This is a genomic window from Corynebacterium ulceribovis DSM 45146 (assembly GCF_000372445.1).
GTDB lineage: Bacteria > Actinomycetota > Actinomycetes > Mycobacteriales > Mycobacteriaceae > Corynebacterium > Corynebacterium ulceribovis.
Window position 1 is genome coordinate 1,008,970 of record NZ_AQUY01000001.1, and the last position, 24,130, is coordinate 1,033,099.

Below are 24,130 nucleotides of genomic sequence, written 5' to 3' on the forward strand. Positions count from 1 at the left end.
GGCGTGGCTTACTTTTCGCCAGCGAGCATGTTGCGCAGCACGTACTGCAGGATGCCGCCGTGGCGGTAGTAGTCAGCCTCACCTGGGGTGTCGATACGGGTGACAGCGTCGAATTCGATCTTCGAGCCGTCAGCCTTGGTAGCGGTCACCTTAACGGTCTTAGGGGTAGAGCCGTTGTTCAGTTCCTCGATGCCTTCGAAGTCGAAGGTCTCGGAGCCGTCGATGCCCAGGGACTTCCAGGACTCACCTTCTGGGAACTGCAGTGGGATAACGCCCATGCCGATGAGGTTCGAACGGTGAATACGCTCGAAGGACTCAGCGATAACAGCCTTGACGCCCAGCAGCAGGGTGCCCTTTGCAGCCCAGTCACGGGAAGAACCGGTGCCGTATTCCTTACCACCCAGGACGACCAGTGGGGTACCGGCAGCCTTGTAGTTCTGAGCAGCGTCGTAGATGAAGGCCTGTGGTGCACCTTCCTGGGTGAAGTCACGGGTGTAGCCACCGGTGATGCCGTCCAGGAGCTGGTTCTGCAGGCGGATGTTCGCGAAGGTACCGCGAACCATCACTTCGTGGTTACCACGACGTGCACCCAGGGAGTTGTAGTCCTTGCGCTCAACGCCCATCGAGTCCAGGTACTGAGCAGCTGGGGTGCCCGGCTTGATGGAGGAAGCAGGGGAGATGTGGTCAGTGGTGACCGAGTCGCCCAGCAGCGCCAGAACGCGTGCGCCGTCAATGTCCTTGACCGGTGCTGGTTCCATTTCCATCTCGTCAAAGTAAGGAGCCTTACGGATGTAGGAAGACTTCTCGTCCCACGCGAAGGTCTTGCCTTCTGGGGTCGGCAGGGACTGCCAGCGGGAGTCGCCAGCGAAGACGTCCTTGTAGTCCTCTTCGTACAGTTCCGCGGTGATAGCGGACTCGATGGTCTGCTGGATCTCCTCGGTGGATGGCCAGATGTCCTTCAGGAAGACATCGTTGCCGTTCTGGTCCTGGCCCAGTGGCTGGGTTTCGAAGTCGAAGTCCATGGTACCGGCGATTGCGTATGCAATAACCAGCATTGGAGACGCCAAGTAGTTCATCTTGATGTCTGGGTTAATGCGGCCTTCGAAGTTACGGTTACCGGACAGAACTGCGGTTGCAGCCAGGTCAGCTTCGTTGATGCCTGCGGAGATTTCCTCTGGCAGTGGGCCGGAGTTGCCGATACAGGTGGTGCAGCCGTAGCCGACGAGGTAGAAGCCCAGTGCCTCCAGGTCTTCCCACAGGCCAGCAGCGTTGTAGTAGCCGGTGACGACCTGGGAACCTGGAGCCATAGAGGTCTTCACCCATGGTTTGGACTTCAGACCCAGCTTGTTGGCGTTGCGTGCCAGCAGGCCGGCACCCAGCATCACAGATGGGTTCGAGGTGTTGGTGCAAGAGGTAATGGAAGCGATGGCAACCATACCGTGGTCAAGGATCATGTCCTGACCCTTGTAGTTGACCTTCACTGGGGAGGTTGGGCGGCCAGCAGCGCCTTCTGCCAGGGAAGGGACACCGTTCGCATCTTCAACCGCAGGGGTAACCAGGGAGCCTGGGTTGCCGCCTTCAGCGACGAAGTCCTGCAGGTCTGCGTTGTTGCCCTTGGCGTAGTTGTGCAGGTCCTTGCGGAAGGTTTCCTTGGAGTCGGACAGCTCGATGCGGTCCTGTGGACGCTTTGGACCAGCGATGGAAGGAACCACGGTGGACAGGTCCAGCTCGAGGTACTCGGAGAACTCTGGCTCTGCAGGGTTCTCTGGATCCAGCCACATGCCCTGTTCCTTGGCGTATGCCTCGACCAGTGCCAGCTTCTCTTCGTCGCGGCCAGTCAGACGCAGGTACTTGATGGTCTCTTCGTCGATTGGGAACATCGCAGCGGTGGAACCGAATTCTGGCGACATGTTACCGATGGTTGCACGGTTAGCCAGTGGCAGCTTGGCAACGCCAGCGCCGTAGAATTCGACGAACTTGCCGACAACGCCGTGCTTACGCAGCATGTCGGTAATGGTCAGCACCACGTCGGTTGCGGTGACGCCAGCTGGGATGTCGCCGGTCAGCTTGAAGCCAACAACGCGTGGGATGAGCATGGAGATCGGCTGGCCCAGCATTGCTGCTTCAGCTTCAATACCGCCAACGCCCCAGCCCAGGATGCCCAGGCCGTTCTGCATGGTGGTGTGGGAGTCGGTACCGACACAGGTGTCTGGGTATGCGACGCCGTCGTTGTCGAAGACGGTGCGAGCCAGGTATTCGATGTTGACCTGGTGGACGATCCCGGTTCCTGGAGGCACAACGCGGAAGTTGGAGAATGCACCAGTGCCCCAACGCAGGAAGCGGTAACGCTCGTCGTTGCGCTGGTACTCGATTTCGACGTTCTTCTCGAATGCTTCGGAATCACCGAATGCTTCAATGATGACCGAGTGGTCAATAACCATTTCAGCTGGGTTCAGTGGGTTCACGCGGTCTGGGTTGCCGCCCAGGGTCTTCACTGCCTCACGCATGGTTGCAAGGTCAACGACACAAGCAACACCGGTGAAGTCCTGCATAATCACGCGGGCTGGGGTGAACTGAATCTCGATAGAAGGATCAGCGGAAGCATCCCAGTTGGCGATGGCGTTGATGTGGTCGGCGGTGATGTTCGCGCCGTCCTCGTTACGCAGGAGGTTCTCGCCGAGAACCTTCAAGGAATATGGCAGCTTCTCCATGCCCGGAACAGCGTCAAGGCGGAAGATGGTGTATTCCTTATCTCCGACCTTGAGGGTGTTCTTTGCATTGAAGGAGTTCTTGCTTTCAGTCACAGTCAGCTCCGTAAAAGTTGATACCTGGGGTTTATCAGCGCGAGACACAGACGTGCCCACACACCGTCACGCACCTGCACAGTCAGCGCATGGCGTTCCTATAAGATGCTACCAGTCCCCAAGGGACACCAAAGTAACGGCTGTCACGGAATTCCCGTTGATAATCGCAGAACACACCCGGATGGGGCAGGCCACAGGCATCACTCCAACGTAAGTGCAGTTAACTTCGTAGAGATTTGAATACCACCTGACCCCACCCCCGCGCAGTGGAATCACAGAGGAACTAGGCACATGATCCCTTCAGAGATTGACATCGCTTCTCTTTCAGCAGAAGTGAATGAAGATGGTGTAGCCACCACCGACCCCGCCCTCGATTCCGCGATTCAGAAGGTGCTTGGTGACGCATCGGAAAGCGGCGTCACGAATGTTGGCGTGGTTGTGCTCGATACGGCTCCGCGCATTAGGGCCGATACTCGCGACATCGCCACCGCAGTGGCAGAAGAAACCGGCAAGACAATTGTCATCCGGACACCAGGCGGAGCGGGGACCCATTCAATGGAGTACTCCCGCGCTGAACTTGAAGTTGCCCAGTCGCGAATGCTGAAGCACCCGGACTATGTCACCGGCTTTGAAACGTATGTAAAGAACCTTGAAGCGCATTCCAATGTGCCATGGAACGCGCTGAACGTCGGGGCGTTGGTACTGGTCGCGGCAATTATCGCAGTGTGCGCCGCCGCTATTCGTCGACAAGCCCACAAGGTCCGGTAGCGAGCCAACCGCAACATTAAAACTTTACGTCAAGGTTTAATCCTTGACCCTGCCGCAAAATAGTTATGCGGCCGTTATGCAATCGGGGTAACACTGTCATAAATGTGACGCAATTCACACATGTCGTTACGGGGAAGTAAAAGCGCAGGCAGATAACGGATTTATTTCGATACCCGGAAACGTTTCTGTTGTTACGCATGTGACTCTTGTGGTGTTCGGTGTTCCAGTGTCGTACGGTGCTGTTGTCAGCTAAAGAGGCTTGACTATCCACTTGGGCGCCCTGAGCCCAAAGCGATAGAAATCAACCCGTGATGTGAGTGTGAGTTCTGGGGAAGGAGTTCACGCTCGTTTGCGCTACCTATCGCCGTGGAAGTCCTGTCTCAGAAATGAGGAGCATCGGTGGAACCGCACGTTAAGTACCGCCGCCCACGGTGGAAGAAGGTTTCGGGTCACCTAGCCGCGGCAATCGGAACTGTCCTGATCGCCACATCCACTCCACTCGCGCATGCGGCACCGGCCAACGGGGAAGTGGCCGGAAGCAGCGAATCCACGCTTAGCCAACTGGTGAAGGCCGCGACCGCCAAGGAAAACCAAGCATCGGAACTGGAACTGAACCTCGGCACGCTCCGAGAAGCGGTCAACCGGGCCCTAGTCGACCTCAAAGACGCACAAGTTGCTGCGGAGAAGGCTCGCCTGACCGCCAAAGAGGCGCGGAAGGCACTGACCACTGCAGACGAAGATGTACTCAGCGCCCAGTCTGAGTTCTCGAAGATCGCACAGTCCGCGTTCAAAAATGGCGCAACGGCCGGCCAACCAATGTATGCCGGCGCAGACAATGTTGGCGATGCTTTGGACCGCGCCAGCTTCCTGCGAGGCGACGCTGAAAAGCAGGCGAAGGTCATCGATGAACTTGACCAAAAGCGCACCGAGCAAGCCAACAAGGAATCTCAGCTGCGCGTCGCCCGCACCGACGCCGAAATGGCAGAAGGCAAAGCTAAGGACGCCCAGACCACTGCCGAAACCGCACTCACCACCGCGGAAAAGGACCTAGAAACGGTCATCGCGGAACGCGACAAAGCGATCGCCGACCGTGACCTAGCGCAGGCAAAGCTCAAGGCAGCACGTGAAGCCATCGCGAAGATTGAGTCGGAGCCGAACGCCTCGCCTGCGGCTCAGCAGCAACGCGAGAATGACGTTGCGCAGGAGGCAGCCGACTCGGTAGTTACTGCCGAGAAGAAGTCAGAAGAAAAGTCGGAACCAGCAGCGGAACCTGCAGCACCTGCGCCAGCAGACGAACCCGCAGCTCAAGCTCCGGCACCAGCACCAGCTCCGGCGCAAGAACCAGCGCCAGCGCCAGCAGAGCAGGGCAGCCAGGGTGCCCAAGACACCCAAGGCACTGATGCCGCTGTGGGAGACGCGCTGACCGACGCGCTGAACACTGCGCTTGATGTCGCTAACCAGCTGGCTGAAGGTCAGCTCGACCACACCGACCTGGAAAACCCATTCCCAGCTGCCAACGATATTGAGGCCGACACTCCAGATGGCATCACCATCCCTGAGCAGCCATCTACAGACACTGACGCCCCAACCAGCGGTGACTCGGATGCAGAAGCAACCCCGGAAGCCACCGTGGAACAGGCAACGGACACCACCTCCGTGCCAGCCACCCCAGAGTCGGACTCTGGCACTTCTGTGGCGCCAAGTGTGGCAGGCATGTCCCGCGCCGAGCAGATTGAAGTTGTCATCAGCCGCGCAATGGGGCAGATCGGCCAGCCATACGCATGGGGCGGCGGCAACGCTTCTGGCCCAACGAAGGGTATTCGAGACGGCGGTGTTGCTGACCGCCACGGCGACTTCAACAAGATTGGTTTCGACTGCTCTGGCTTGACGCTCTATGCCTACGCCGGACTGGGTATCGACTTGCCGCACTTTACTGGCTACCAGTACCAGCGCGGAACTCAAGTGCCAGCGTCTCAGATGCAGCGCGGTGACCTCATTTTCTACGGCCCGAATGGTCACGGTCACGTTGCGATTGCTCTTGGTGACGGCACCATGATTGAGGCGCCGCAGTCTGGCGGTCACGTCCAGGTTGTGCCTGTTCGTTGGAACGGCATGACTCCGAACGTTGTTCGCCTCGTGTAATTCTCCGGTATTCTGCGCTGTAGCAAACTAACGCTTTGCTGCAGCGTTTTCTATTTCCACCGAAAGGACTTGCCTGTGACTGACAACCTCCCAGTACAACGCGCTGTTGTGGAGATGAAGAAAGTCATTGTGGGGCAAGACCGCTTGGTCGAACGCATGATGGTGGGCATGCTGGCCGGTGGCCACGTGTTGTTGGAGGGTGTACCAGGTGTGGCGAAGTCGCTGGCGGTGTCCACCTTCGCAAAAGTCATCGGCGGTAGCTTCTCCCGCATTCAGTTCACCCCGGATTTGGTGCCGTCGGACATCCTCGGTACCCGCATTTACCGCGCGTCTGATGAGAGTTTTGATGTTGAGCTCGGCCCAGTGATGGCGAATGTGCTGCTTGCCGACGAGATTAACCGCGCCCCGGCGAAAGTGCAGTCGGCGCTGCTGGAAGTGATGGCGGAGCAGCAGGTTTCGCTTGGCGGCACAACCTACCCGGTGCCGCGTCCATATATGGTTCTTGCGACGCAAAACCCGATTGAAAATGCGGGTGTGTATCCACTGCCGGAAGCTCAGCGTGACCGTTTCCTGTTCAAGCTGGTGGTGGATTATCCGACGGCGTCGGAGGAACGCGAAATCATTTACCGGATGGGGTCAACCCCGCCGGAGGCCGCCCAAATTTTGGATACCGACACAGTGTTGGCGTTGCAGGCGCAAACAAAGAATGTGTTTGTGCACCACTCGCTGGTCGATTACGTGGTCGCGCTAATTGACTTGTCCCGTAAGCCAATGATTGCGCAGCTCAATGACGTGAACCGGTGGCTGTCGTATGGTGCTTCACCACGCGCGTCACTCGGCATTATTTCCGCGGCCAGGGCGTTGGCCTTAATGTCCGGCCGTGATTACGTCACCCCCGAAGACGTGGTTCAGGTAGTGCCGGATGTGCTGCGTCACCGGTTGGTGCTGTCCTATGAGGCGCTTGCTGACGAAATCAGCCCTGACGTGATTATTGAGCAGCTGTTGCGGACGGTCCGGCTGCCGAACGTCACGCAGTAACGGGTATCGCACAGTAATATGTCGGAATCCTCGATGGCGGACTTATCCGGTGAGAAGAATTTTGCCCATACGCTCCGCGAGCTAGAGCTGACGGTCACTCGCCGTCTTGATGGACTACTGCGCGGCAATTTCTTGTCGAATGCAGTGGGGGTGGGCAGTGAGTTTGGTACTGCTCGCGAGTATGAAATCGGCGACGATGTCCGCCGCATGGACTGGTCGGTGACGGCCCGGACAAACACCCCGCATGTGCGCGACACAGTCGCGGAGCGAGAGCTTGAAGTGCAGATTATCGTCGACACGGGCGCCCGGTTTGGTACTGGCCAGGCCGCTGTCACCAAAGCTGATTTGGCTACTGCGGCGTGTGCGGCAGTGGCGTATCTCAGCGATGTCCCTGGCACGGGTAACCGGGTGGGGCTGATAACGGGGTCAACGGTGGTGCCATTGGGCAGCGGCCGGAACCATATTCGCCGGTTAATAGCAGCGCAGGCTGCTACTTCGGGCGAGTCGGATTTGTCTGTGCCAATTACTCGGCTGGCCCGCACCGCTCACCGCACGGGGATGACTGTGGTCATCAGTGACTTCCTCGGGGATATTACGTGGGTCGATGCACTGAATACGCTGCACCAGCGCTGTGATGTGCTCGCCATCGAGTTAATTGACCCAGCAGATGAACAGCTGCCAGGTGATGGCCCAGTCCGGCTGCAGGATCCGGCGACCGGAGAAGTTGTCGATATCATCGTCACGGATGAGGCTCGGGCGAACTACGCCCAGACTGCCGCCCGTCATCGCGCCGACGTGCATTCAGCTCTCCGTGCTGCCGGCGCCCGAGTAGTTACGCTCCGCACTGACCGCGATTGGGTCGTGGACTTCGCCCATCAGATTGCCCGCAATTCGATTCGACAGTAGGAGCATCCATGGATTTCGCTTATCCCAACTGGCTTTTTCTGCTGGTCATTCCGATTGCCGGTCTGATTGGCTACCTCATTGTGGATCGTAGTTCTCAGCAGCGCGCGGTGGTCTTCTCCAACTTCAAGGTCGCCGGCAAGGCCGCGCGAAATCTTCCGCGTTGGACGCGGCATATCGCCCCGATTGCCGCCATTGTGGCGTTGACGTTGATGTCGGTGGCGCTTGCTGGTCCGCAGGTGGAGAAGAATGTTGCCCGCAATCGTGCCACCGTCATTTTGGTGGTGGATGTGTCGTATTCCATGGAAGCGACCGATGTGGAGCCGTCGCGGATCGATGCTGCTCAAAAGGCCGGTGCGGAGTTCGCGGAGGGCCTTCCTGAAGGCATTAACTTAGGTTTGGTGTCTTTTTCAGGTAATGCCAAGAACCTGGTTGCGCCCACGCAGGACCATCAGTCGGTGTCTCGGGCGTTGGCCAATGTGAAGTTGGGACCTGCGACCGCTACCGGCGATGCATTGTTTACTGCGTTGGATTCGATTGAGCAGTTCGGCAACTCCTTAGCTGGTGTCGAAGGGGCGCCGCCAGCCCAGATTGTGCTGCTTAGTGACGGTAAACAGACGTTGCCGCCGTCATTGGATGATCCACGCGGGGCATATACCGCAGCTGACAGTGCCAAGGAAGTCGGGGTACCGATTAATACGATTTCTTTCGGCACCCAGACGGGTTTTGTCGACATCGACGGCGAGCGGATCCCAGTTCCGGTTGATGATGAATCCTTGGCGGAGATTGCGAAACGTTCCGATGGTGCAGCGTTTACGGCTGACAGTTTGGCCAAGCTTCGTGATGTGTACTCGGAATTGGATGATCAGATTGGCTATGAGCGGAAGAAGATGGAAAATCCGCGTCCGTGGATGATGGGTAGCGCGGCAGCATTGTTTGTTGCAGTTGCTGGGCTGCTGGCTCGCAGTCAGGTGGTGACGGGGGCAATCGGCGGCCGTCGAATGATTCCGACCAAGTAGCATGTTGCTATGACTTACGACGCTTTGTTACTGCTGTCTTTTGGTGGCCCGGAAAAATCCGAGGATATTCGGCCGTTTTTGGAGAACGTCACTCGCGGCCGTGGCATCCCGCCGGAGCGGCTCGATGAGGTCGGGGAGCACTACTACAAGTTGGGTGGCCGCTCGCCGATCAATGATCAGAACCGAGAGATTATCCGAAATGTCGAGCAGGAGCTAGTTGCCCGCGGCCTGGAGTTGCCGGTGTACTTCGGGAACCGCAACTGGCATCCGATGCTGGAGGACACGGTGGCGCAGATGTCCCGCGACGGCGTGCGCAATGCGTTGGTGTTTGCCACTTCCGCGTGGGGCGGTTACTCGGGTTGCCGCCAGTATCACGAGGATGTGCTGCGTGGTTTGACGCATTTGCAGGAGTCGGGTTTGCCGCCGGTGCAGCTGCAGAAGCTGCGTGGTTTTCATGATCATCCGTTGCTGGTGACGGAGTTCGCGGCCGCAGTGACTGCTGCACGCCAGTCCTTGCCGGATGAGCTGCAAGCCGAGGCGCGGTTGGTGTTTACCGCACATTCAGTGCCTAACAGCGCCGATGATGCTTCCGGTCCAGCCGAGCTCGGTGGCAATCTGTATTCCCGCCAGGTCCATGAGACAGCTGCGTTAGTGGCAGCGGCTGCGAATACTGCCGAGTTTGATGTGGTGTGGCAATCACGGTCGGGTTCGCCGCATATCCCGTGGTTGGAGCCAGATATTGTCGACCATGTTCAGGACTTGGCAAGCCAAGGCACCAAGGCCGTCATCGTCTGTCCGATTGGCTTCATCACCGATCACATCGAAGTGGTCTGGGACCTCGACACCGAACTCGTCGAGGAAGTAGCACCGCTGGGAGTCACCGTCGCCCGCGCCGCCACCCCAGGATTAACCGCCAGCTTCGCCAAGATGATTGTGGAGCTTATTGACGAACAGACCGAAGGTGCGCCCGCGCGCCGGTTAGGTCAAGCACCCCAGTTCGGCGCTGGCGTGAACGGTGCACTATGTGGCACGGACTGTTGCGTTCCAGCCCGCCGCCGAAGCTAACTCAGTTGCCGAACAGCTAGGCGGTGGCGGCCTGCCGGATCCATTCCCGCTGCGTGTAATCCACCCCGACGATTCTGGCGGCCCGAACGGTGCGCCGCAGTGGCAATAGCTCTGGGTCAAGGGCGTGGGAATGGCTACCAGCGTTAGCCGCTACCTCCAAGATCGCGTCGACTTGGTCAGCGCGTGCGAAGAGCCGTTGCGCGCGAATTGGGACATCGTCCGGCATCCCTGGGATAGCCAGCACATCCGATAGCGCCCCAACAGTCAAGCGAGGAGACCTGACTCCCCGCAGCGAAACCGGGTGCCGTTGTTGTACCAACTTCGCGGCGCTGCGGACAGCATCAGAAAGCGCAAGGTCAGCTTCCCCAGGAGATAGGTGCGGCAACGCAGGCAGTGGGCCGTCTACTTCATACCGATGCCACCGCGTGCCTGAATCCAAACTTTGCGGCGCCAACACTTGGTACAGGCCGGGCTCAGCGGCATCAGTCAGGACAATGGCAGCGCCAGATCGCGCGGCAGCACCAGCCGCGTAACTGCCAGCGGGAAGTGCGGGAGCATCACCTGGCCCCGACATCACTAACCGGAGGATTGGCTCAGCTTCCGGATTTGCCACAGCGCCTGGTCCGGACAGCGGGATTGAGACCTGCTTCCGAAGAAAGCGAAGAAACTCCGCGCCTTCGACAGTGTCGCCCCACTCAAGCGTTGTCGTATGTGGCCCTCCGAGGTCGGCCATTGCGTCAATAAGCTCATCGTAACTGCACCTGCCATAAAGCCATGCAGCAAGCCACAACGACATGCCCTGGGCGGGTGACCGAACAGATGTGACGGACGTGCGTTCCATAATTGCTCTAGTTTAGCGGCTAACGTGGACAGCCATGAGTATGGATGATCGCTACGGTTACGACATTTTAGGCGGGCATAAACGAAAGGCGCCCAAGACCTATCCAACGCTGCCAGCGGAGCCCGGAATGGTGGTGGAAGATATCGCCACTGGTTGGGTGGGCGCGATTATCGGTCAGGAAAAGACCTACGATGGCGATTTCATCCGGCTGGAAGACCGTCGCGGCCGCAACCGGCTGTTCAAACTACGGCCCGGCGGATTCTTGGTGGAAGGCGTGCCAACGACGCTGACGAAATATGCGCCGCCGAAATCGACGGCATCGAAACGGTCGCGATCGGGGTCTCGTTATGTCGAAGGTGTCGAAGCGAAAGTGGCCCTGCCATCGCGCATCTGGGTGGAAGGTATTCACGACGCCGCGATCGTGGAGAAGATTTGGGGTCATGACCTGCGGGTCGATGGGGTAGTCGTGGAATACCTCGAAGGGCTGGACAACCTTCCCGAACGGCTCGCAGAGTTCGGACCGGGGCCAAAACGTCGGGTGGGAGTGTTGGCCGACCACTTGGTCGAAGGCACCAAGGAAATGAAGCTAACGCAATCATTAGGTCCGCATGTGATGGTCACCGGACACCCATATATCGACATTTGGGAAGCGGTTAAACCGAAAGCCGTGCACATTCGGCAGTGGCCAACGATTCCGTATGGCACCGACTGGAAAACCGGTGTGTGCGAGGAGCTGGGGTGGGGTGACCCCTCCGATGGTTGGATGCGAGTGTATTCAGCAGTGAACAGTTTCCGCGACTTGGACTCCTCCCTGATTGGGGCTGTAGAACGGCTGATCGACTTTGTCACTGAACCCCACCTGAATTTCGACTAAGTTGGGTTTTATGGGTGCACTTTTATGGTTTATCGGAGCAGTTGTACTCGCCCTAGCTGAGCTTTTGGCGCTAGGCGACTTCTCTCTTTTGATGCTTGGACTAGCAGCGGCGATTACCGCGACGTTGGCTCTGGTCGGTGTCCCATTGTGGGTCGAAGTTGCGGTATTTGTTGTGTCTTCGATCGCGTTGTTAGTTGGCCTGCGCCCATTTCTCAAACGGGCAATGGATAGGCACACTCCGACTTTTGAGACTGGGCCACAAGCCTTAGAGGGCAAAACCGCGCTGGTACTGGAGCCGGTGGACGATCACTCTGGGCTCATCCGCCTCGGCGGAGACGTGTGGTCCGCTCGCGCACTGACCGCCGGTGCGCCATTGTCTGTAGACGAAGTGGTACGGGTCATCCGTATTGAAGGTAATACTGCAATTGTTTGGAAAGAGAGGTAAACCGTGTCGCCATTTCTGATCTTCCTGATCTTGCTCGCAGTCCTGGCCATCGTGATCGTGTCTCGTTCGATCATCGTGGTATCGCAGGGTTCGGCAGCGGTGATTGAACGACTGGGTAAGCACACCCACGACATCAGCGCCGGCATTGGCTTCCTGATCCCATTTATCGACCGGGTTCGGGAAAAAGTGGACATCCGTGAACGGCTAGTGAGCTTCCCGCCACAGGCTGTCATTACGCAAGACAACTTGACTGTCGCGATTGATACCGTTGTGACTTTCCAGGTCAACGACCCAGCTCGTGCGGTCTATGGTGTGGAAAACTACATCTTCGGTGTCGAGCAGATCACCACTGCAACGCTGCGTGACGTTGTCGGTGGCATGACCTTGGAACAGACGTTGACTTCCCGTGAGTTCATTAACCGTCGCCTGCGCGGTGAGTTGGATGAAGCGACCTCGCGCTGGGGTCTGCGCATTGCCCGCGTTGAGCTGAAGGCTATTGATCCGCCACCATCCATTCAGCAGGCAATGGAAAAGCAGATGAAGGCAGACCGAGAAAAGCGCGCCATGATTCTGACTGCGGAAGGTCAGCGTGAAGCAGACATTCGCACCGCTGAAGGCCGCAAGCAGTCGCAGATTCTGGCTGCTGAAGGTGATAAGCATGCTGCGATTTTGGCTGCTGAAGGTTCACGTCAGTCCATGATGCTGACCGCCGAAGGTGAACGTGCCGCAACCTACTTGCGTGCGCAAGGTGAAGCGCGTGCCATTCAAAAAGTCAACGCTGCTATCCGCTCCGCGAAGCTGACCCCAGAGGTACTGGCCTACCAGTACCTGGAGAAACTGCCGAAGATGGCTGAAGGCGGCGCCATGTGGGTTGTCCCATCGCAGTTCGGTGACTCCCTTGAGCAGTTCGTGCGTTCCTACGCGAACAAGGGTGACGACGGCGTGTTCCGCTACGAGCCACCGCAGGTGGACGAAGAAGTCAAGGAACAGGCTGACACTGACGAGTCGGATTGGTTCGATACCGCCCGCAACCCAGAAGTGGCCGCCGCGGTGCAGGCTGCATCGGAGGTCGCCAACCGGCCAGTCGACGAAGATGATTTGTTGAAGTCGAAGCCGTCCAAGAAGGAAGAGAAGTCATCTGCTGCTGAGCTGGAGCAAAAGTCTGCGTTGTCGGCGCAGAAAATCCAAGCCGCGCAAGCTGCGCAGCCAGTGCAACCGATGCAACCGCAAACCAAGCAGCAAGCTCGACAGACTCCTCAGGATCCGCAGTCTCCGCAAGGTCAGCCATTCCAGCAGGGCGACTCGGTTCAGCCGCCACAGTTTGGTCAACCTAACCCAGACCCAAATAGCAGGGGTTGGGAATACCCACAGTCCTAAACGTGGTGGAGCGCCGCTGGGTTAACCAGCAGCTCGCTCCAACACATTAACCGCAAGACGCCAGCCAGCTTCTTCCGCGTGCCAACCCGCCGCGGCAAGACGCTGGCTCATTGCTTGTTTGGTGATGCCTAGTTCCGCAGCTGCTTCAATCTGGGACCAGCCATCGCGCATCAATGCGGTCGCTTCACGCCCCTGTGGCGACCGGCGAGCCAACACATGCTGCAGCAGCGCAAACACCGCCATAATGTCCTTTGCACGGCTTTGCGCATCCGGTCGGGCGCCCAACACAGCCGCGCGGATGGACCCGGCCCGCGGAACACCCGTCAGTTGTTCCTTAGCGGCGGCTTCCAGGGATTCCGCGTCCGGCATCGAAGCCGGGTTCGCTACCGAAATCCCGATCGCCCAATGCTTGGCGGAAATTAAGGCCATCAGCAAAGCTGTGGTCGAAATCGGGGAATCCATCGTCCCGACGATGCTGTCCACATCGACAACGCGAATATTCTCGCAGCCAGCCATCCCGCTCAGCGCGGCAGCTGAAGCCGAGACAAGTTCTGCGCGGCGCCGACCTGGCCCCCGATAGCGTGCGTAAACCGCGTACATACGCCCTCCATTAAACAGAGAATCAATACCGTAAGTCTACGCTGTACCCTTGACTGGGCCGCGAAGGCGCGCCAGTTGTGCAGCACTCGTCGGCGAGAATACCGGCTATCCCGCCAGTTACGGCAACTTCGAATCTATGTACAGCCCCAAGCCACCGAAGGCGAATAGTACGACGGTGACAATGAGATTTTCTGGGCGTACGTCGCCGGTCAAAGCGTCACCAAGCAAAACGGTCGCTGCTGTACCGGGCAATGACCCAATGGCTGTGGCGATGGCAAACGGCACCACCCGAATCGATGTCAGCGCCGCGGCGTAGTTCAGTACCGAAAAGGGCACGGCCGCAATCATTCGCAACGAACCGACGGCAAGCCAACCACGTCGCTCCAAGCGCTCATTCAGACCGGAAATCGCGGGGTGGTTCAGATGCGGGGCAAACCAGCCGCCGCTGAGGCGACGAACCACCACTAACGCCACAACAGCCGATACCGTGGTTGCGGTCATCGCTACCGCAATGCCGAGGGCTGGGCCGAAGAGGAATCCGGAAAGCAGCGTCAGGACGGTACGAGGGATTGGAAACAGCACAATGGTGGCATACGTCAACATAAACAGGGCGGGGAAGGCCCAGCCGAGTGTGTCAGCCCAAGCCCGAATCTGGATTGCGGAAGGGAAGTCCCAAAACAGTAGCGCCGCAACGACCGTGAGAAGGGCAGTGATGGCGGCAAGCCGTTTCCATACCGGCCAGCCGAGGAAAGTAGCCCACAGGTCAGCACTGACGGTGGCGACGAAATCGCCGAACCTGCTGTGCACTACCCGTTTGAACATTTACCCAATCCTACTTCCCGGAAAGTCCGTATGCTCGGAGGTACGTCCCGCAAGTTGAAAAGGAGTATGCGATGTCTGACATCTACAAGGACCTTGGTCCAGCACCATTTACTACCAACATTGAAGACGAAACCCTCGAGAACGAGAACTTCCGCACCACGCGGTGGACTGGCAAGCAACTTCAGCTCACCTTGATGAACATTCCAGTCGGCGGAGACGTCGGAGCTGAAGTGCACTCAGACACCGACCAGTTCCTGCGCGTGGAGTCCGGCAAGGGCCGCGCAATGATTGGTGCTTCGGAAGACGACCTCACTTTGGACCAAGAAGTCAGCGACGATGACATCGTGTTGGTTCCGGCAGGTCACTGGCACAACATCGTCAACATTGGCGATGAACCGCTGAAGCTGTACTCCCTTTATGGCCCAGTCGACCACGTCCACGGCACCATGCACAAGACGCAAGAAGACGCCAAAAATGATCCAAATGAGCAGCACTAGCCGCGAGCTCACTAGTCTGAAGTAATGCTTCAGTTTTTCGGGGACCTCACGGCCTGGCAACTAACGCTGTTCATCATCGACTACAGCATTAAGATTGTCGCGGTCGGTGTGGTCCCCGAAAACCGTCATCCCTCTTCATCAACGGCGTGGCTGCTGGTTATTCTGCTGCTGCCGTTCGTCGGCCTGCCACTGTTTTTGGCTTTTGGTTCGCAAACCATCACTGGTCGGCGGCACCGAGTGCAGGCGATGGCCAATAAGGAAATTGTCGCCCGAAACCGCGACCTGCCGGACACTCCACCTGATGCCAGCGTCGACCCGGAACTGGCCAACACAATTTCCATGGCTCGAAAACTAATTGGAATGCCTGCGGTCTCCGGCGACGTGCAAGCGCTGCACACTTCATATGCGAGCATTATTTCGGCGATGACGACCGCGGTTGACCGCGCGGAGTTCACGGTGTACTGCCAGATGTATATCTTCGCGCTCGACGAGACCACCAAACCCTTTATTGACGCGCTCGGCCGCGCGAAAGCCCGCGGGGTGCATGTTCGTGTCTTGGTCGACCCGATTGGCTCGCGAAAGTACCCCGGGTACCGCAAGCTCAAGCGATTCCTCCGCGACCATGAGATCGATTGGCATGCCATGCTGCCCATCAACTTGTTCCGCCTCCGTTGGCGCCGTTTCGACCTGCGTAACCACCGTAAAATGTTGCTTATTGACGGTCATACCGCGTTCATGGGCAGCCTCAACATGATTGAACCGGAATATCAGCAGCGCGAGAACCATAAGACTGGTCGGCAGTGGATCGACATCATGGTGGAGCTGCAAGGCGATATTGTGCCGCAGCTGGAGGCTGTCTTTGCCACGGACTGGGCTAGTGAATCCGTTGATGTGCCCGCTATTCAGATGCGCCAAGAAGTCGTTGGCGATGAGTCGCCTGGCCGCAGTTCCGCGCCGAGTAACCGCAGTTTGATGCAGATTCTGCCGTCGGGGCCGGGCTACACCACGGAGCCAAACCTGCGGGTATTTAACGACCTGCTGTACATGGGCACTGAACGCGTATCCATTTGCAGCCCGTACTTTGTACCCGACGAGTCTTTCCTCATGTCGATGACGTCAGCTGCGTACGCCGGGGTAGAGGTGGAGCTTTTTGTTAACGAGAAGTCGGACCACTTCATGGTTGGGCATGCGCAGTGTTCCTACTACTACGCGCTGCTGGAAGCGGGAGTGAAGATTTACCTTTATCCGGCGCCGATGATTCTGCATTCAAAGTTCATGGTGGTCGACAACAAAGTTGCCGTCATGGGCTCATCCAATATGGATATGCGTTCCTTCGGTTTGAACTATGAGGTTACGTTGCTCAGTTCCTGCGGCGACTTGGTGCCGAAACTCCGGACCTGCGCCGACGAGTACCGCGCGGCATCTCGGCTACTGACGCTGGAGGAGTGGAAGCAGCGAAATTGGGGGCTGCGTTACCTCGACAATGTGCTCCGGATGACTTCCGCACTGCAGTAGCGGTGGCGCTAGCGGTTGGATCGAAAAAACCGGGCGTCGCGTTCTCTTTCGAGTTTGCGACTCCCGGTTGCTGCGGCTCGGAGCCGCTATTGTGCCCGGAGGGGGACTTGAACCCCCACGTCCGTTAATAGGACACTAGCACCTCAAGCTAGCGCGTCTGCCATTCCGCCACCCGGGCAGGGTGTTTGTGACAGTGTAACTGCCAAGGCACTTGAACAGGTTAGCCCGACGAAGCAGGTTTATCCAAATATATACCGTGACCTGCCGATATCAGAGTTACACTGTCGTTGTTTAATGACTGTTCAGCCACCGAACCGCTAGAAAGACCCCGAACTGGTCGGCACGGCCGGTAATTGTGGTGGCGCGGGGATCGTCACACCGGGCAAAAACGCCCCTAGGACGTCGTCGGTCAGCTGCTGTGCGGTTCCATTGGTGGCGGCTGCGACTGTGTAGTCGTCACCGTAGGTCGCGGTGGCGTGAAAGCTGCGTCGGTCATCCGACCACCCAAATTTGGTGCCTTTAGCGCCCGGTAGCCGTGCGGTGCCGAAGTTCTGCCGGTATCCGTCGGCCGCCACGGGCGTTGCGGTAGCGAGGGCGCGCAGCACTGGATCTTTCGGATTTTTCCGCTTCTTCGCCTCTAGGTATTTCACGGAGTCATAGGTGGAGGTGCGGGAGTTGCCCCAGTGGGCTGCGCCAAATGTTGCACGAAGGCCGTAGGCCCGAGCGGTGGCGTTAATGGAGTTGGGGTATTTGCCATAGAGCCAGCTAGCGGTGTTGTCGTTTGAGGTTCGCAGCATGTCGTAGGCCGCACCCTTTTCGCTTTTAGTGCCATGCAGGAACACGTAGTCCGCGATGTACATTTTGACGATTGAGAGCCCTGGCCTGGATTGATGCTCGTTGGCAGTGTCGGCGTGGATGCCGGTTGGGGAGTGTTGGAAGCTGATTTGGGTGCGCCCAGGAGCATTGATGACGAGGTCCCCGCCGACTTTGGGGATCGGAGCCGCGCTGACTGCTGGAGCGCCGGTCAGCAGTAGGGCCGATGCGATAGTTACGGCAAACATGCTGATGGTTGCGGTTTGTTTGTGGGGTTTTCGAGCTTTGTGACGAATTGGCATAGGCGGGCTCCTACCGATAACTACTGTCCACCGAGCGTGGCAAGTTACTAAACTGACATAATCCTAGCATTGGCTGACACATCTGCAGTCCAACATGGCAGGAATGGGGCAGTAGTCTCAGGAACAAAACAAAATTCTCAAATGGTGGCGAAACTGGGCCGACAGTGGGCACACTGAAGATATGACTACTGACAAGACCGCTTCTGTAAGCGACATCAACTTCCCAGGCCCAGATCCGTACGCACCCTTGAAAGATCTTCCAGCTTTTACGCTGACTTCCACGGACATCACCGATGGGCAGCGTCTGCCAGAATCAGTCACTGAACCTGGCGGCGGTGATTCACCGCAGTTGGCATGGTCCGATCTTCCGGAAGGCACCAAGTCGATTGCCATCACTTGTTTTGACCCGGATGCACCTACTGCCTCGGGCTACTGGCACTGGGGCGTATTCAACATTCCAGTCTCGGTCACAGAGCTACCTACCGGTGCTGGTGCGGAAAACAGCACGGCGCTGCCAGCAGAGGCTATCCAGCTGCCTGGCGATTCCCTGCGCCGCGGCCACTACGGCGCAAATCCACCAGAGGGCCATGGCCCGCACCGCTATATGTATGCGGTTCATGCCGTGGACGTCGACAAGCTCGACATCCCAGAAGACATGCCAGTGACGGTGCTCGGATTCAATCTCTATTTCCACTCGCTTGGCCGGAGCATTATTACCGGCTGGTTTGAGCAGTAACGGAAGCACCCGAGCCCGAGAGCTGTACCCCTCGAGGGCTTTCGCCCGCGAACGCTACGGGGCAATCCACGGCAAATGCTCGCCCACGGCTTCGGACAGATTGTTCAGGCCGTGGGCTTTAACCTGCGCGGCCAGACCCAAATGAATATCCCGAATCCAGTCTGGGCCGCCGTAAATCAGTGGCGTGTAGCCCTGGAGCAGGCTCGCACCGGCACCAATGCGCTCCCATGCTTGTGCCGGGGTTTCAATACCACCGACCGACACCAACACCAGTTCCGTGCCGACTACAGCGTTCAGCAGTTCCAGCACTTCCAAGCTTCGAGCCGCAACTGGTGCGCCCGACAGCCCACCGGCACCAATGTCCGCAATCGTCTGCGCTGGGGTTTTCAGCCCGGCGCGGCTAATGGTGGTGTTCGTGGCGACAATGCCAGCTAGGCCCACTTCGCCGGCCAGCTCCGCCACGGAAATGACGTCATCGTCCGAGAGATCTGGGGCGATCTTCACCAGCACCGGCTTATCCGTTTCTTCACGAACCCCAGCCAGAATTGGTCGCAGCGACTCTACCGCCTGCAGATCGCGCAGCCCTGGCGTGTTCGGCGAAGACACATTCACAACGAGGAAGTCAGCCAGTGGTGCTAGGCGCTGCGCGGAGTAGCGGTAGTCAGCTTCGGCTTCTGCCAGCGGCGTAACTTTCGTTTTGCCAATGTTGATGCCAATAACGTCGCCGGTGCGTTTCCGGTTGGCTAGGTGCTTTTTGACGACATCGGCGCCTGGGTTGTTAAAGCCCATCCGGTTAATGATGCCGCGGTCTGCTGGCACTCGGAATAGTCGCGGCTGCGGGTTACCTGGCTGTGCTTTTGCGGTGACGGTACCAAGTTCGGCGTAGCCAAATCCCAGTGGCGACCACGCATCTGCCGCGTGCGCAGTTTTATCAAAGCCAGCGGCCAGACCCAGTGGTCGCGGGAACTTCACCCCAAATACCTCTTGTTCCAGCACTGGGTCAGTCACTGGCAAGGTACCCGCGAGGGCGGTGATAGCGCCCGGAGCTTTCTGGAGAACGTCTAGACCGGTGTTGAGCCAGTCATGGATCCGTTCTGGGGACACTTGGAACATGACTTTGAGGGCGGCGGCATAGGCTGCGTCGCGAAGTGGGTGCGCGGTCACGAAGTCCTCTTATTCCTCTTACTTAATTGTCCGGATTAGTTGTCCTGGGGAGTGCTTGCCGGTTCAGCATCTGAGCCTACTTCGGGACGCTCTTTTTGCATGTCGGCTTCGAAAGCTTTCTTGCCTGATTCCACGGCTTTATCCACGTCTGCTGCGGAAATATGCTGAATGCCAGCGCCAGTTGCCGAAGCAACAATCATGCCGCCATCGCCATCGGAGACCAGTGTCTGTCCGTCAGCAAGCAAATCCAATGAGGCCGCTTTGATTGGAACGCCGGTGGAAATATTCCACGCGGTGAGCACCGAACCTTCGGTAGAGGCGACCCAAGCCAGGTTGCGGGTGTCGTCCCACAGCACGGCCCACGGGCCAGCAGGAACTTCGCGGGACATGTTCAGCCGCAAAATGTCGTAGGTGGTGTAGACCAGCAGCTGGCTACCAATCGTGTCGGTGGCCAAAGCTGTGCCTGGGCCAGCCGGGACGAGTTGACCGAGCCCGGACCCGGCACGCAGCGCCGCACCGGCTTTGCTGTCTGGCAGCACCATGCCGTGAATCGAAGAATTCGGACGGTTCGCCTCTAGAACACGTTCGCCGCCGTCAGCCAATGGGATGCGCACCAGCTGGTTAGCGTGTTCGGATACTTTGAAGTTGTCCTCGAGGCTGTTGTCTGGGGAGAAAACCCGACGCACCCGGGAGTCAGCCACTGCTGCGAGGACATTGCCGTTTGCCAACATCGTCGCGGCGGAATATTCTTCGCCATCTTCGCCGACTGACAAGGTGTTATCGACTTTGCCTTCGGTGGAAATAATCTGCACAGCACCAGGGCAGGCCAGCACGAAACTGTCAATGCCAGCTTCCAAGTCCTGGCAGTTTTCTTGGATGGTCATGCGTTCGCCGTTTCCGGCTGCGACATCCTTCGCGGGGCCGACCAACAGCGTATCGCCAGCGCGCAGCGCGACGGTGTCATTAACAAATGCCGCGTCGGTGACCTTCAGATCCGTTTCGGTCACAGTGCCAGCAGGTTCGGTTTGAGTAGGGGCGGCGGGCACTGGGGTGGCATTACCCAACCCCGGTCCGCCTTCGGCTGGTTCCGAATTGGAGGAACAACCCGCAATCAGTGCGGTCGCTGCAACAGCTGCCAGCGCAGGAATCGGGGAGCGGCGCAAATTCATCACGCTCTAAACGCTACTACACGGGTCAGACAGGCCAGTTATCGCGATAGTTGGCTAGTGCAACCGCAGCGCGGACACATCGGCGAGCGCTTCACCGATTGCTTTCGGCAGCCGCACATCGGCAGTGGCGAGCGCTTCATCTAACTGCTGTTCATTGCGCACACTAATAATTGCGGCCGTCACCCCAGGCTGTTCCTGCACCCAGGACAGGGCCGCAGTACTCGGGGCAATGCCCAGCCCGTCGGCAGCCAGCTGCAACGCATCTAGAACAGTGTCCGAGCGGTGGTCCAGCCGATCGAGCACCTCCGCGCCACCAACGGGGTCAGCGCCCCGCGAATCGGTGGGCACTTGCTCCCGGTATTTGCCGGACAAGACGCCTTGGGCCAGTGCGCGTCCAGCCAAAAACCCCAGACCAAGGTGGGCTGCCGCAGGTAGGACCTCATCTTCCACGTCGCGGTTCAATAGGCTGTAGCTTGCCGACGCCGCGACGAGGCCCTCTGTGACCGCGAGCTGCCATCCGCGATAGCCGCGCGCCCCGACATACCGGACTTTTCCAGCTCGCACCGCGCCGACCAGCGTGTCTGCAACTTCCTCGGGCGGGGTGCGCATATCCCACCAGGCAACCGACCACAGGTCGAGATAGTCAGTTCCCAGTGCCCGCAGGCGCTCGTCAAGCTGCCGAATTAAATTCCGGCGAGAACAATCCACTCGGCGCCCAACAGGTTTGCGTGGGTCGACGCCGGACACTGCGGACAGGCAAATTTCGTCGCGGGGCAGTTGACTGAGCACTGTTGCCAGCATGTCGTCAGCAACCCCATAGGTGTCGGGTTGGGACGCTTCCAGCAAACTTCCCCCAGCATCCAGGAATTGTCGGGCAATGTTCTCAGCTGTTTCTAGTGAGACATCGACGCCCCAGCGGTCGGCCCCGAGCCCTAACCGTGAGACCCGCAAACCGCTGCGACCTACTTGCCTGTGTTCCATAGCAATTCAATGTACCGGGCTTGGGGTACCGCACCAACGGGGACTTCCGGAGTAGTGTCAAGCCTCGTGATTACCTCCGCTTCTGTCGCGGCCACCGAATCCATGTCTTGGCTGCAAGTTATTGTGCTGTCCATCGTCCAAGGTCTGACCGAGTTTTTGCCGGTCAGTTCCTCCGGCCACCTCCGGATTGTGTCACAGCTGTTCTGGGGCACCGATGCCGGTGCTTCGTTTACCGCTGTGGTGCAGTTGGGCACTGAGCTGGCGGTGCTGGTGTTCTTCGCCAAAGACATCTGGTCGATTGCGGTGGGTTGGCTCAAAGGCCTCGTCAATAAGGCTGAGCGGGGCGACCATTGGCGAATGGGCTGGATGGTCATTGTCGGTACCTTGCCGATTGGCATTATCGGTTTCCTCTTTCAGGACTATATTCGCGACGCGCTCCGCAACCTGTGGATCACCGCGACGGTGCTGGTGCTGTTTTCATTCGTCTTCATTTGGGCGGAGAAGGTCGGTAAGAAGCAGCGCACTTACGACAAGCTGAATATGGCCGACGCCATCTGGATGGGTTTTGCCCAGTGCTTGGCGCTGATCCCAGGTGTGTCGCGCTCGGGCGGCACAGTGTCGGCTGGTTTGTTCCGCAATTTGGACCGCGAGGTCGCTACCCGGTTTTCCTTCCTGCTGGCTATCCCAGCGGTGCTGGCGTCCGGGCTGTTTTCACTTCCAGACGCCTTCGACCCCGCCAATGGTCAGGCAGCCTCGGCCGCGCAGCTTGGTGTTGGCGTAGTTATTTGTTTTGTGCTCGGTTACGCCTCTATTGCCTGGCTGCTGCGTTTCGTCGCACATCATTCCTTCTCCTGGTTCGCGGCGTACCGTATCCCAGCTGGCTTGTTGGTGATGCTGCTGCTGGCTACCGGGGTCATCTCGGCGTAATCCGCGGCACTGCCTACACTGTTACTCATGCGTTCATGGCCACGTCCACAAGTTCCCGTCATTCCCGGCACGTTCCCGACCTTGTCGCTGTTCGATACGTCGGCAGGCAAGGTACGGCCCGTCAATTTGCTTGTTGACGAACCGGCCCGGATGTATGTCTGCGGAATCACCCCGTACGACGCAACTCACTTGGGGCATGCAGCAACGTACTTAACTTTCGACCTGATTTACCGCCTCTTCCTTGATGCTGGCCACAAGGTCGAGTACGTCCAAAACATCACAGACGTAGATGACCCGCTGTTTGAACGAGCACAGCGCGATGGGGTGGACTGGCAAGAGCTGGGTGACAGCCAAATCGACCTCTTCCGCAGTGACATGGAAGCGCTGTCGGTTATTCCGCCGCAGCACTACATTGGTGCAATTGAATCGGTCGATGAAGTCATTGAGATGGTCGGCAAACTGTTGGATATCGGCGCTGCGTACGTCGTGGATGCCGACGAGTACCGAGACATCTATTTCGACCGGAACTTCACCCCGGATTTCGGCTATGAGTCGAACTACGATGCCGAAACCATGGCGGAGTTTTTCGCCGAACGAGGCGGCGACCCCGACCGCCCAGGCAAACGTGACCCCCTCGACGCTCTGCTGTGGCGCGCAGCTCGCGACGGCGAACCTTCCTGGGACGCACCGTTTGGTGCAGGTCGGCCTGGTTGGCATATCGAGTGCTCTGCCATTGCCGTTAATCGCTTGGGTATGGGCTTTACCGTCCAGGGCGGCGGCTCGGACCTGATTTTCCCACACCACGAGTACTCAGCTGCGCATGCAGAAGCTGTGCACGGTGGTAGGATGGCTGATTTCTATGTCCACTCGGCGATGATTCAACTCGATGGCGTGAAAATGTCCAAGTCCCTTGGCAACCTGGTTTTCGTCAGCAAGCTCACGGCAGCGGGCACAGATCCTTCGGCGATTCGCCTTGGGGTGTTTGCTGGCCACTACCGCGAAGACCGGTCCTGGTCGGATGAGGTGCTGCGTACCGCTACGCAGCGGCTAGCTACCTGGCGGGCAGCGGTAGCGAGCCCGCAACGGCCAGCCGCCCCGGCAATCACCGAGCTACGTGCCGCTTTGGCCAACGACTTGGACACCCCAACGGCTCTCACTGTGGTGGACCAGTGGGCGGCCCCAGACAGCGAGCAGGTAAGCGGGGCAGAGGGTGCCGCCGCGGCAGATAGTCCCGCTGCGCCAGAGGTCACGGCCGCCGATGGGGAGGCGATGCGCGCGGCGGTCGACGCGCTGCTTGGCGTGAAGTTGTAGAACTTTCGCTTGGAGGC

General features: G+C 58.6%; 22 protein-coding genes and 1 tRNA gene. 14 read left to right on the forward strand and 9 right to left on the reverse strand.

The window, feature by feature from the left end; genetic code table 11:
- Positions 1-8 precede the first annotated feature (8 nt).
- Positions 9-2,804 (reverse strand): aconitate hydratase AcnA, encoded by a 2,796-nt coding sequence (gene acnA, locus A3EC_RS0104660; protein WP_018024013.1) that lies wholly within the window; start codon positions 2,802-2,804, stop codon positions 9-11.
- Positions 2,805-3,095: 291 nt separating this feature from the next.
- On the opposite strand from acnA, the gene A3EC_RS0104665 reads away from it, so the two are divergent.
- The 6 genes from A3EC_RS0104665 to A3EC_RS0104690 all read left to right on the forward strand — a co-directional run bounded on the left by A3EC_RS0104665 (position 3,096) and on the right by A3EC_RS0104690 (position 9,739).
- The gene (locus tag A3EC_RS0104665) at positions 3,096-3,572 is read left to right on the forward strand and encodes an Rv1476 family membrane protein (RefSeq protein ID WP_018024014.1); all 477 of its coding nucleotides are present in this window, start codon (positions 3,096-3,098) and stop codon (positions 3,570-3,572) included.
- A 399-nt stretch (positions 3,573-3,971) separates the two neighbouring features.
- On the forward strand, positions 3,972-5,714 hold the full coding sequence (locus A3EC_RS0104670; RefSeq protein WP_018024015.1) for a DIP1281 family NlpC/P60 protein: 1,743 nt from the start codon (positions 3,972-3,974) through the stop codon (positions 5,712-5,714).
- Positions 5,715-5,789: 75 nt separating this feature from the next.
- Positions 5,790-6,752, forward strand: coding sequence for an AAA family ATPase (locus A3EC_RS11335; protein ID WP_018024016.1), 963 nt, complete (start codon positions 5,790-5,792; stop codon positions 6,750-6,752).
- Positions 6,753-6,770: 18 nt separating this feature from the next.
- Complete coding sequence (locus A3EC_RS0104680; protein WP_026162218.1) at positions 6,771-7,658, forward strand: DUF58 domain-containing protein; 888 nt, start codon at positions 6,771-6,773, stop codon at positions 7,656-7,658.
- 8 nt (positions 7,659-7,666) lie between these two features.
- Positions 7,667-8,674: a VWA domain-containing protein gene (locus A3EC_RS11340; protein ID WP_018024018.1), complete on the forward strand. Its 1,008-nt coding sequence runs from the start codon at positions 7,667-7,669 to the stop codon at positions 8,672-8,674.
- A gap of 9 nt (positions 8,675-8,683) precedes the next feature.
- Complete coding sequence (locus tag A3EC_RS0104690) at positions 8,684-9,739, forward strand: ferrochelatase (protein WP_018024019.1); 1,056 nt, start codon at positions 8,684-8,686, stop codon at positions 9,737-9,739.
- Between the two features lie 16 nt (positions 9,740-9,755).
- Here A3EC_RS0104690 and A3EC_RS0104695 read toward each other — a convergent pair whose 3' ends face one another.
- A complete protein-coding gene (locus A3EC_RS0104695) occupies positions 9,756-10,580 on the reverse strand; it encodes a hypothetical protein (RefSeq protein ID WP_026162219.1) in 825 nt (274 codons plus the stop codon).
- Between the two features lie 34 nt (positions 10,581-10,614).
- Between A3EC_RS0104695 and A3EC_RS0104700 the strand changes: the two genes are divergently transcribed.
- Genes A3EC_RS0104700 through A3EC_RS0104710 form a run of 3 tightly spaced genes read left to right on the forward strand, consistent with a single transcriptional unit; the run spans position 10,615 to position 13,276 of the window.
- Positions 10,615-11,454, forward strand: coding sequence for a DUF3097 domain-containing protein (locus A3EC_RS0104700; protein WP_026162220.1), 840 nt, complete (start codon positions 10,615-10,617; stop codon positions 11,452-11,454).
- A gap of 10 nt (positions 11,455-11,464) precedes the next feature.
- Entirely contained in the window at positions 11,465-11,899 is a 435-nt protein-coding gene (locus A3EC_RS0104705) for an NfeD family protein (protein WP_026162221.1), read from the forward strand.
- A gap of 3 nt (positions 11,900-11,902) precedes the next feature.
- A complete protein-coding gene (locus tag A3EC_RS0104710; protein WP_018024023.1) occupies positions 11,903-13,276 on the forward strand; it encodes an SPFH domain-containing protein in 1,374 nt (457 codons plus the stop codon).
- Between the two features lie 21 nt (positions 13,277-13,297).
- Here the strand turns inward: A3EC_RS0104710 and A3EC_RS0104715 are convergent, their stop codons facing one another.
- Both A3EC_RS0104715 and A3EC_RS0104720 read right to left on the reverse strand, forming a co-directional pair.
- Positions 13,298-13,876 carry a hypothetical protein gene (locus A3EC_RS0104715; protein ID WP_018024024.1) on the reverse strand — a complete coding sequence of 193 codons (579 nt, stop codon included), beginning with the start codon at positions 13,874-13,876 and terminating at the stop codon, positions 13,298-13,300.
- 117 nt (positions 13,877-13,993) lie between these two features.
- Positions 13,994-14,698: a TVP38/TMEM64 family protein gene (locus A3EC_RS0104720; protein ID WP_018024025.1), complete on the reverse strand. Its 705-nt coding sequence runs from the start codon at positions 14,696-14,698 to the stop codon at positions 13,994-13,996.
- Between the two features lie 71 nt (positions 14,699-14,769).
- Between A3EC_RS0104720 and A3EC_RS0104725 the strand changes: the two genes are divergently transcribed.
- Positions 14,770-15,195 (forward strand): cupin domain-containing protein, encoded by a 426-nt coding sequence (locus A3EC_RS0104725; RefSeq protein ID WP_018024026.1) that lies wholly within the window; start codon positions 14,770-14,772, stop codon positions 15,193-15,195.
- A 24-nt stretch (positions 15,196-15,219) separates the two neighbouring features.
- Positions 15,220-16,710: a cardiolipin synthase gene (gene cls / locus A3EC_RS0104730; RefSeq protein ID WP_018024027.1), complete on the forward strand. Its 1,491-nt coding sequence runs from the start codon at positions 15,220-15,222 to the stop codon at positions 16,708-16,710.
- Positions 16,711-16,802: 92 nt separating this feature from the next.
- Here cls and A3EC_RS0104735 read toward each other — a convergent pair.
- Together A3EC_RS0104735 and A3EC_RS0104740 are read right to left on the reverse strand one after the other, a co-directional pair.
- Positions 16,803-16,888: transfer RNA gene (locus tag A3EC_RS0104735), tRNA-Leu, on the reverse strand.
- Positions 16,889-17,027: 139 nt separating this feature from the next.
- On the reverse strand, positions 17,028-17,825 hold the full coding sequence (locus tag A3EC_RS0104740) for a hypothetical protein (protein ID WP_018024028.1): 798 nt from the start codon (positions 17,823-17,825) through the stop codon (positions 17,028-17,030).
- A gap of 181 nt (positions 17,826-18,006) precedes the next feature.
- On the opposite strand from A3EC_RS0104740, the gene A3EC_RS0104745 reads away from it, so the two are divergent.
- Complete coding sequence (locus A3EC_RS0104745; RefSeq protein ID WP_018024029.1) at positions 18,007-18,561, forward strand: YbhB/YbcL family Raf kinase inhibitor-like protein; 555 nt, start codon at positions 18,007-18,009, stop codon at positions 18,559-18,561.
- 54 nt (positions 18,562-18,615) lie between these two features.
- Here A3EC_RS0104745 and A3EC_RS0104750 read toward each other — a convergent pair whose 3' ends face one another.
- The 3 genes from A3EC_RS0104750 to A3EC_RS0104760 are packed head-to-tail and all read right to left on the reverse strand — an operon-like array spanning position 18,616 to position 21,875.
- The gene (locus A3EC_RS0104750) at positions 18,616-19,725 is read right to left on the reverse strand and encodes a quinone-dependent dihydroorotate dehydrogenase (RefSeq protein ID WP_018024030.1); all 1,110 of its coding nucleotides are present in this window, start codon (positions 19,723-19,725) and stop codon (positions 18,616-18,618) included.
- Positions 19,726-19,760: 35 nt separating this feature from the next.
- Positions 19,761-20,897, reverse strand: coding sequence for a hypothetical protein (locus A3EC_RS11345; RefSeq protein WP_156812819.1), 1,137 nt, complete (start codon positions 20,895-20,897; stop codon positions 19,761-19,763).
- 51 nt (positions 20,898-20,948) lie between these two features.
- The gene (locus A3EC_RS0104760; protein WP_026162222.1) at positions 20,949-21,875 is read right to left on the reverse strand and encodes an aldo/keto reductase; all 927 of its coding nucleotides are present in this window, start codon (positions 21,873-21,875) and stop codon (positions 20,949-20,951) included.
- A 102-nt stretch (positions 21,876-21,977) separates the two neighbouring features.
- Between A3EC_RS0104760 and A3EC_RS0104765 the strand changes: the two genes are divergently transcribed.
- Positions 21,978-22,802 (forward strand): undecaprenyl-diphosphate phosphatase, encoded by an 825-nt coding sequence (locus A3EC_RS0104765; RefSeq protein WP_051061017.1) that lies wholly within the window; start codon positions 21,978-21,980, stop codon positions 22,800-22,802.
- A 27-nt stretch (positions 22,803-22,829) separates the two neighbouring features.
- The gene (gene mshC / locus A3EC_RS0104770; protein WP_026162224.1) at positions 22,830-24,113 is read left to right on the forward strand and encodes a cysteine--1-D-myo-inosityl 2-amino-2-deoxy-alpha-D-glucopyranoside ligase; all 1,284 of its coding nucleotides are present in this window, start codon (positions 22,830-22,832) and stop codon (positions 24,111-24,113) included.
- Positions 24,114-24,130: the final 17 nt, after the last annotated feature.

Excerpts from the sequence above, each read along its gene's own strand:
- A3EC_RS0104665 (WP_018024014.1), top strand. The coding sequence starts at position 3,096 with ATGATCCCTTCAGAGATTGACATCGCTTCTCTTTCAGCAGAAGTGAAT.
- A3EC_RS0104680 (WP_026162218.1), top strand. The coding sequence starts at position 6,771 with ATGTCGGAATCCTCGATGGCGGACTTATCCGGTGAGAAGAATTTTGCC.
- A3EC_RS11340 (WP_018024018.1), top strand. The coding sequence starts at position 7,667 with ATGGATTTCGCTTATCCCAACTGGCTTTTTCTGCTGGTCATTCCGATT.
- A3EC_RS0104690 (WP_018024019.1), top strand. The coding sequence starts at position 8,684 with ATGACTTACGACGCTTTGTTACTGCTGTCTTTTGGTGGCCCGGAAAAA.
- A3EC_RS0104695 (WP_026162219.1), bottom strand. The coding sequence starts at position 10,580 with ATGGAACGCACGTCCGTCACATCTGTTCGGTCACCCGCCCAGGGCATG.
- A3EC_RS0104700 (WP_026162220.1), top strand. The coding sequence starts at position 10,615 with ATGAGTATGGATGATCGCTACGGTTACGACATTTTAGGCGGGCATAAA.
- A3EC_RS0104705 (WP_026162221.1), top strand. The coding sequence starts at position 11,465 with ATGGGTGCACTTTTATGGTTTATCGGAGCAGTTGTACTCGCCCTAGCT.
- A3EC_RS0104715 (WP_018024024.1), bottom strand. The coding sequence starts at position 13,876 with ATGTACGCGGTTTACGCACGCTATCGGGGGCCAGGTCGGCGCCGCGCA.
- A3EC_RS0104720 (WP_018024025.1), bottom strand. The coding sequence starts at position 14,698 with ATGTTCAAACGGGTAGTGCACAGCAGGTTCGGCGATTTCGTCGCCACC.
- A3EC_RS0104725 (WP_018024026.1), top strand. The coding sequence starts at position 14,770 with ATGTCTGACATCTACAAGGACCTTGGTCCAGCACCATTTACTACCAAC.
- cls (WP_018024027.1), top strand. The coding sequence starts at position 15,220 with ATGCTTCAGTTTTTCGGGGACCTCACGGCCTGGCAACTAACGCTGTTC.
- A3EC_RS0104740 (WP_018024028.1), bottom strand. The coding sequence starts at position 17,825 with ATGCCAATTCGTCACAAAGCTCGAAAACCCCACAAACAAACCGCAACC.
- A3EC_RS0104745 (WP_018024029.1), top strand. The coding sequence starts at position 18,007 with ATGACTACTGACAAGACCGCTTCTGTAAGCGACATCAACTTCCCAGGC.
- A3EC_RS0104760 (WP_026162222.1), bottom strand. The coding sequence starts at position 21,875 with ATGGAACACAGGCAAGTAGGTCGCAGCGGTTTGCGGGTCTCACGGTTA.
- A3EC_RS0104765 (WP_051061017.1), top strand. The coding sequence starts at position 21,978 with ATGTCTTGGCTGCAAGTTATTGTGCTGTCCATCGTCCAAGGTCTGACC.
- mshC (WP_026162224.1), top strand. The coding sequence starts at position 22,830 with ATGCGTTCATGGCCACGTCCACAAGTTCCCGTCATTCCCGGCACGTTC.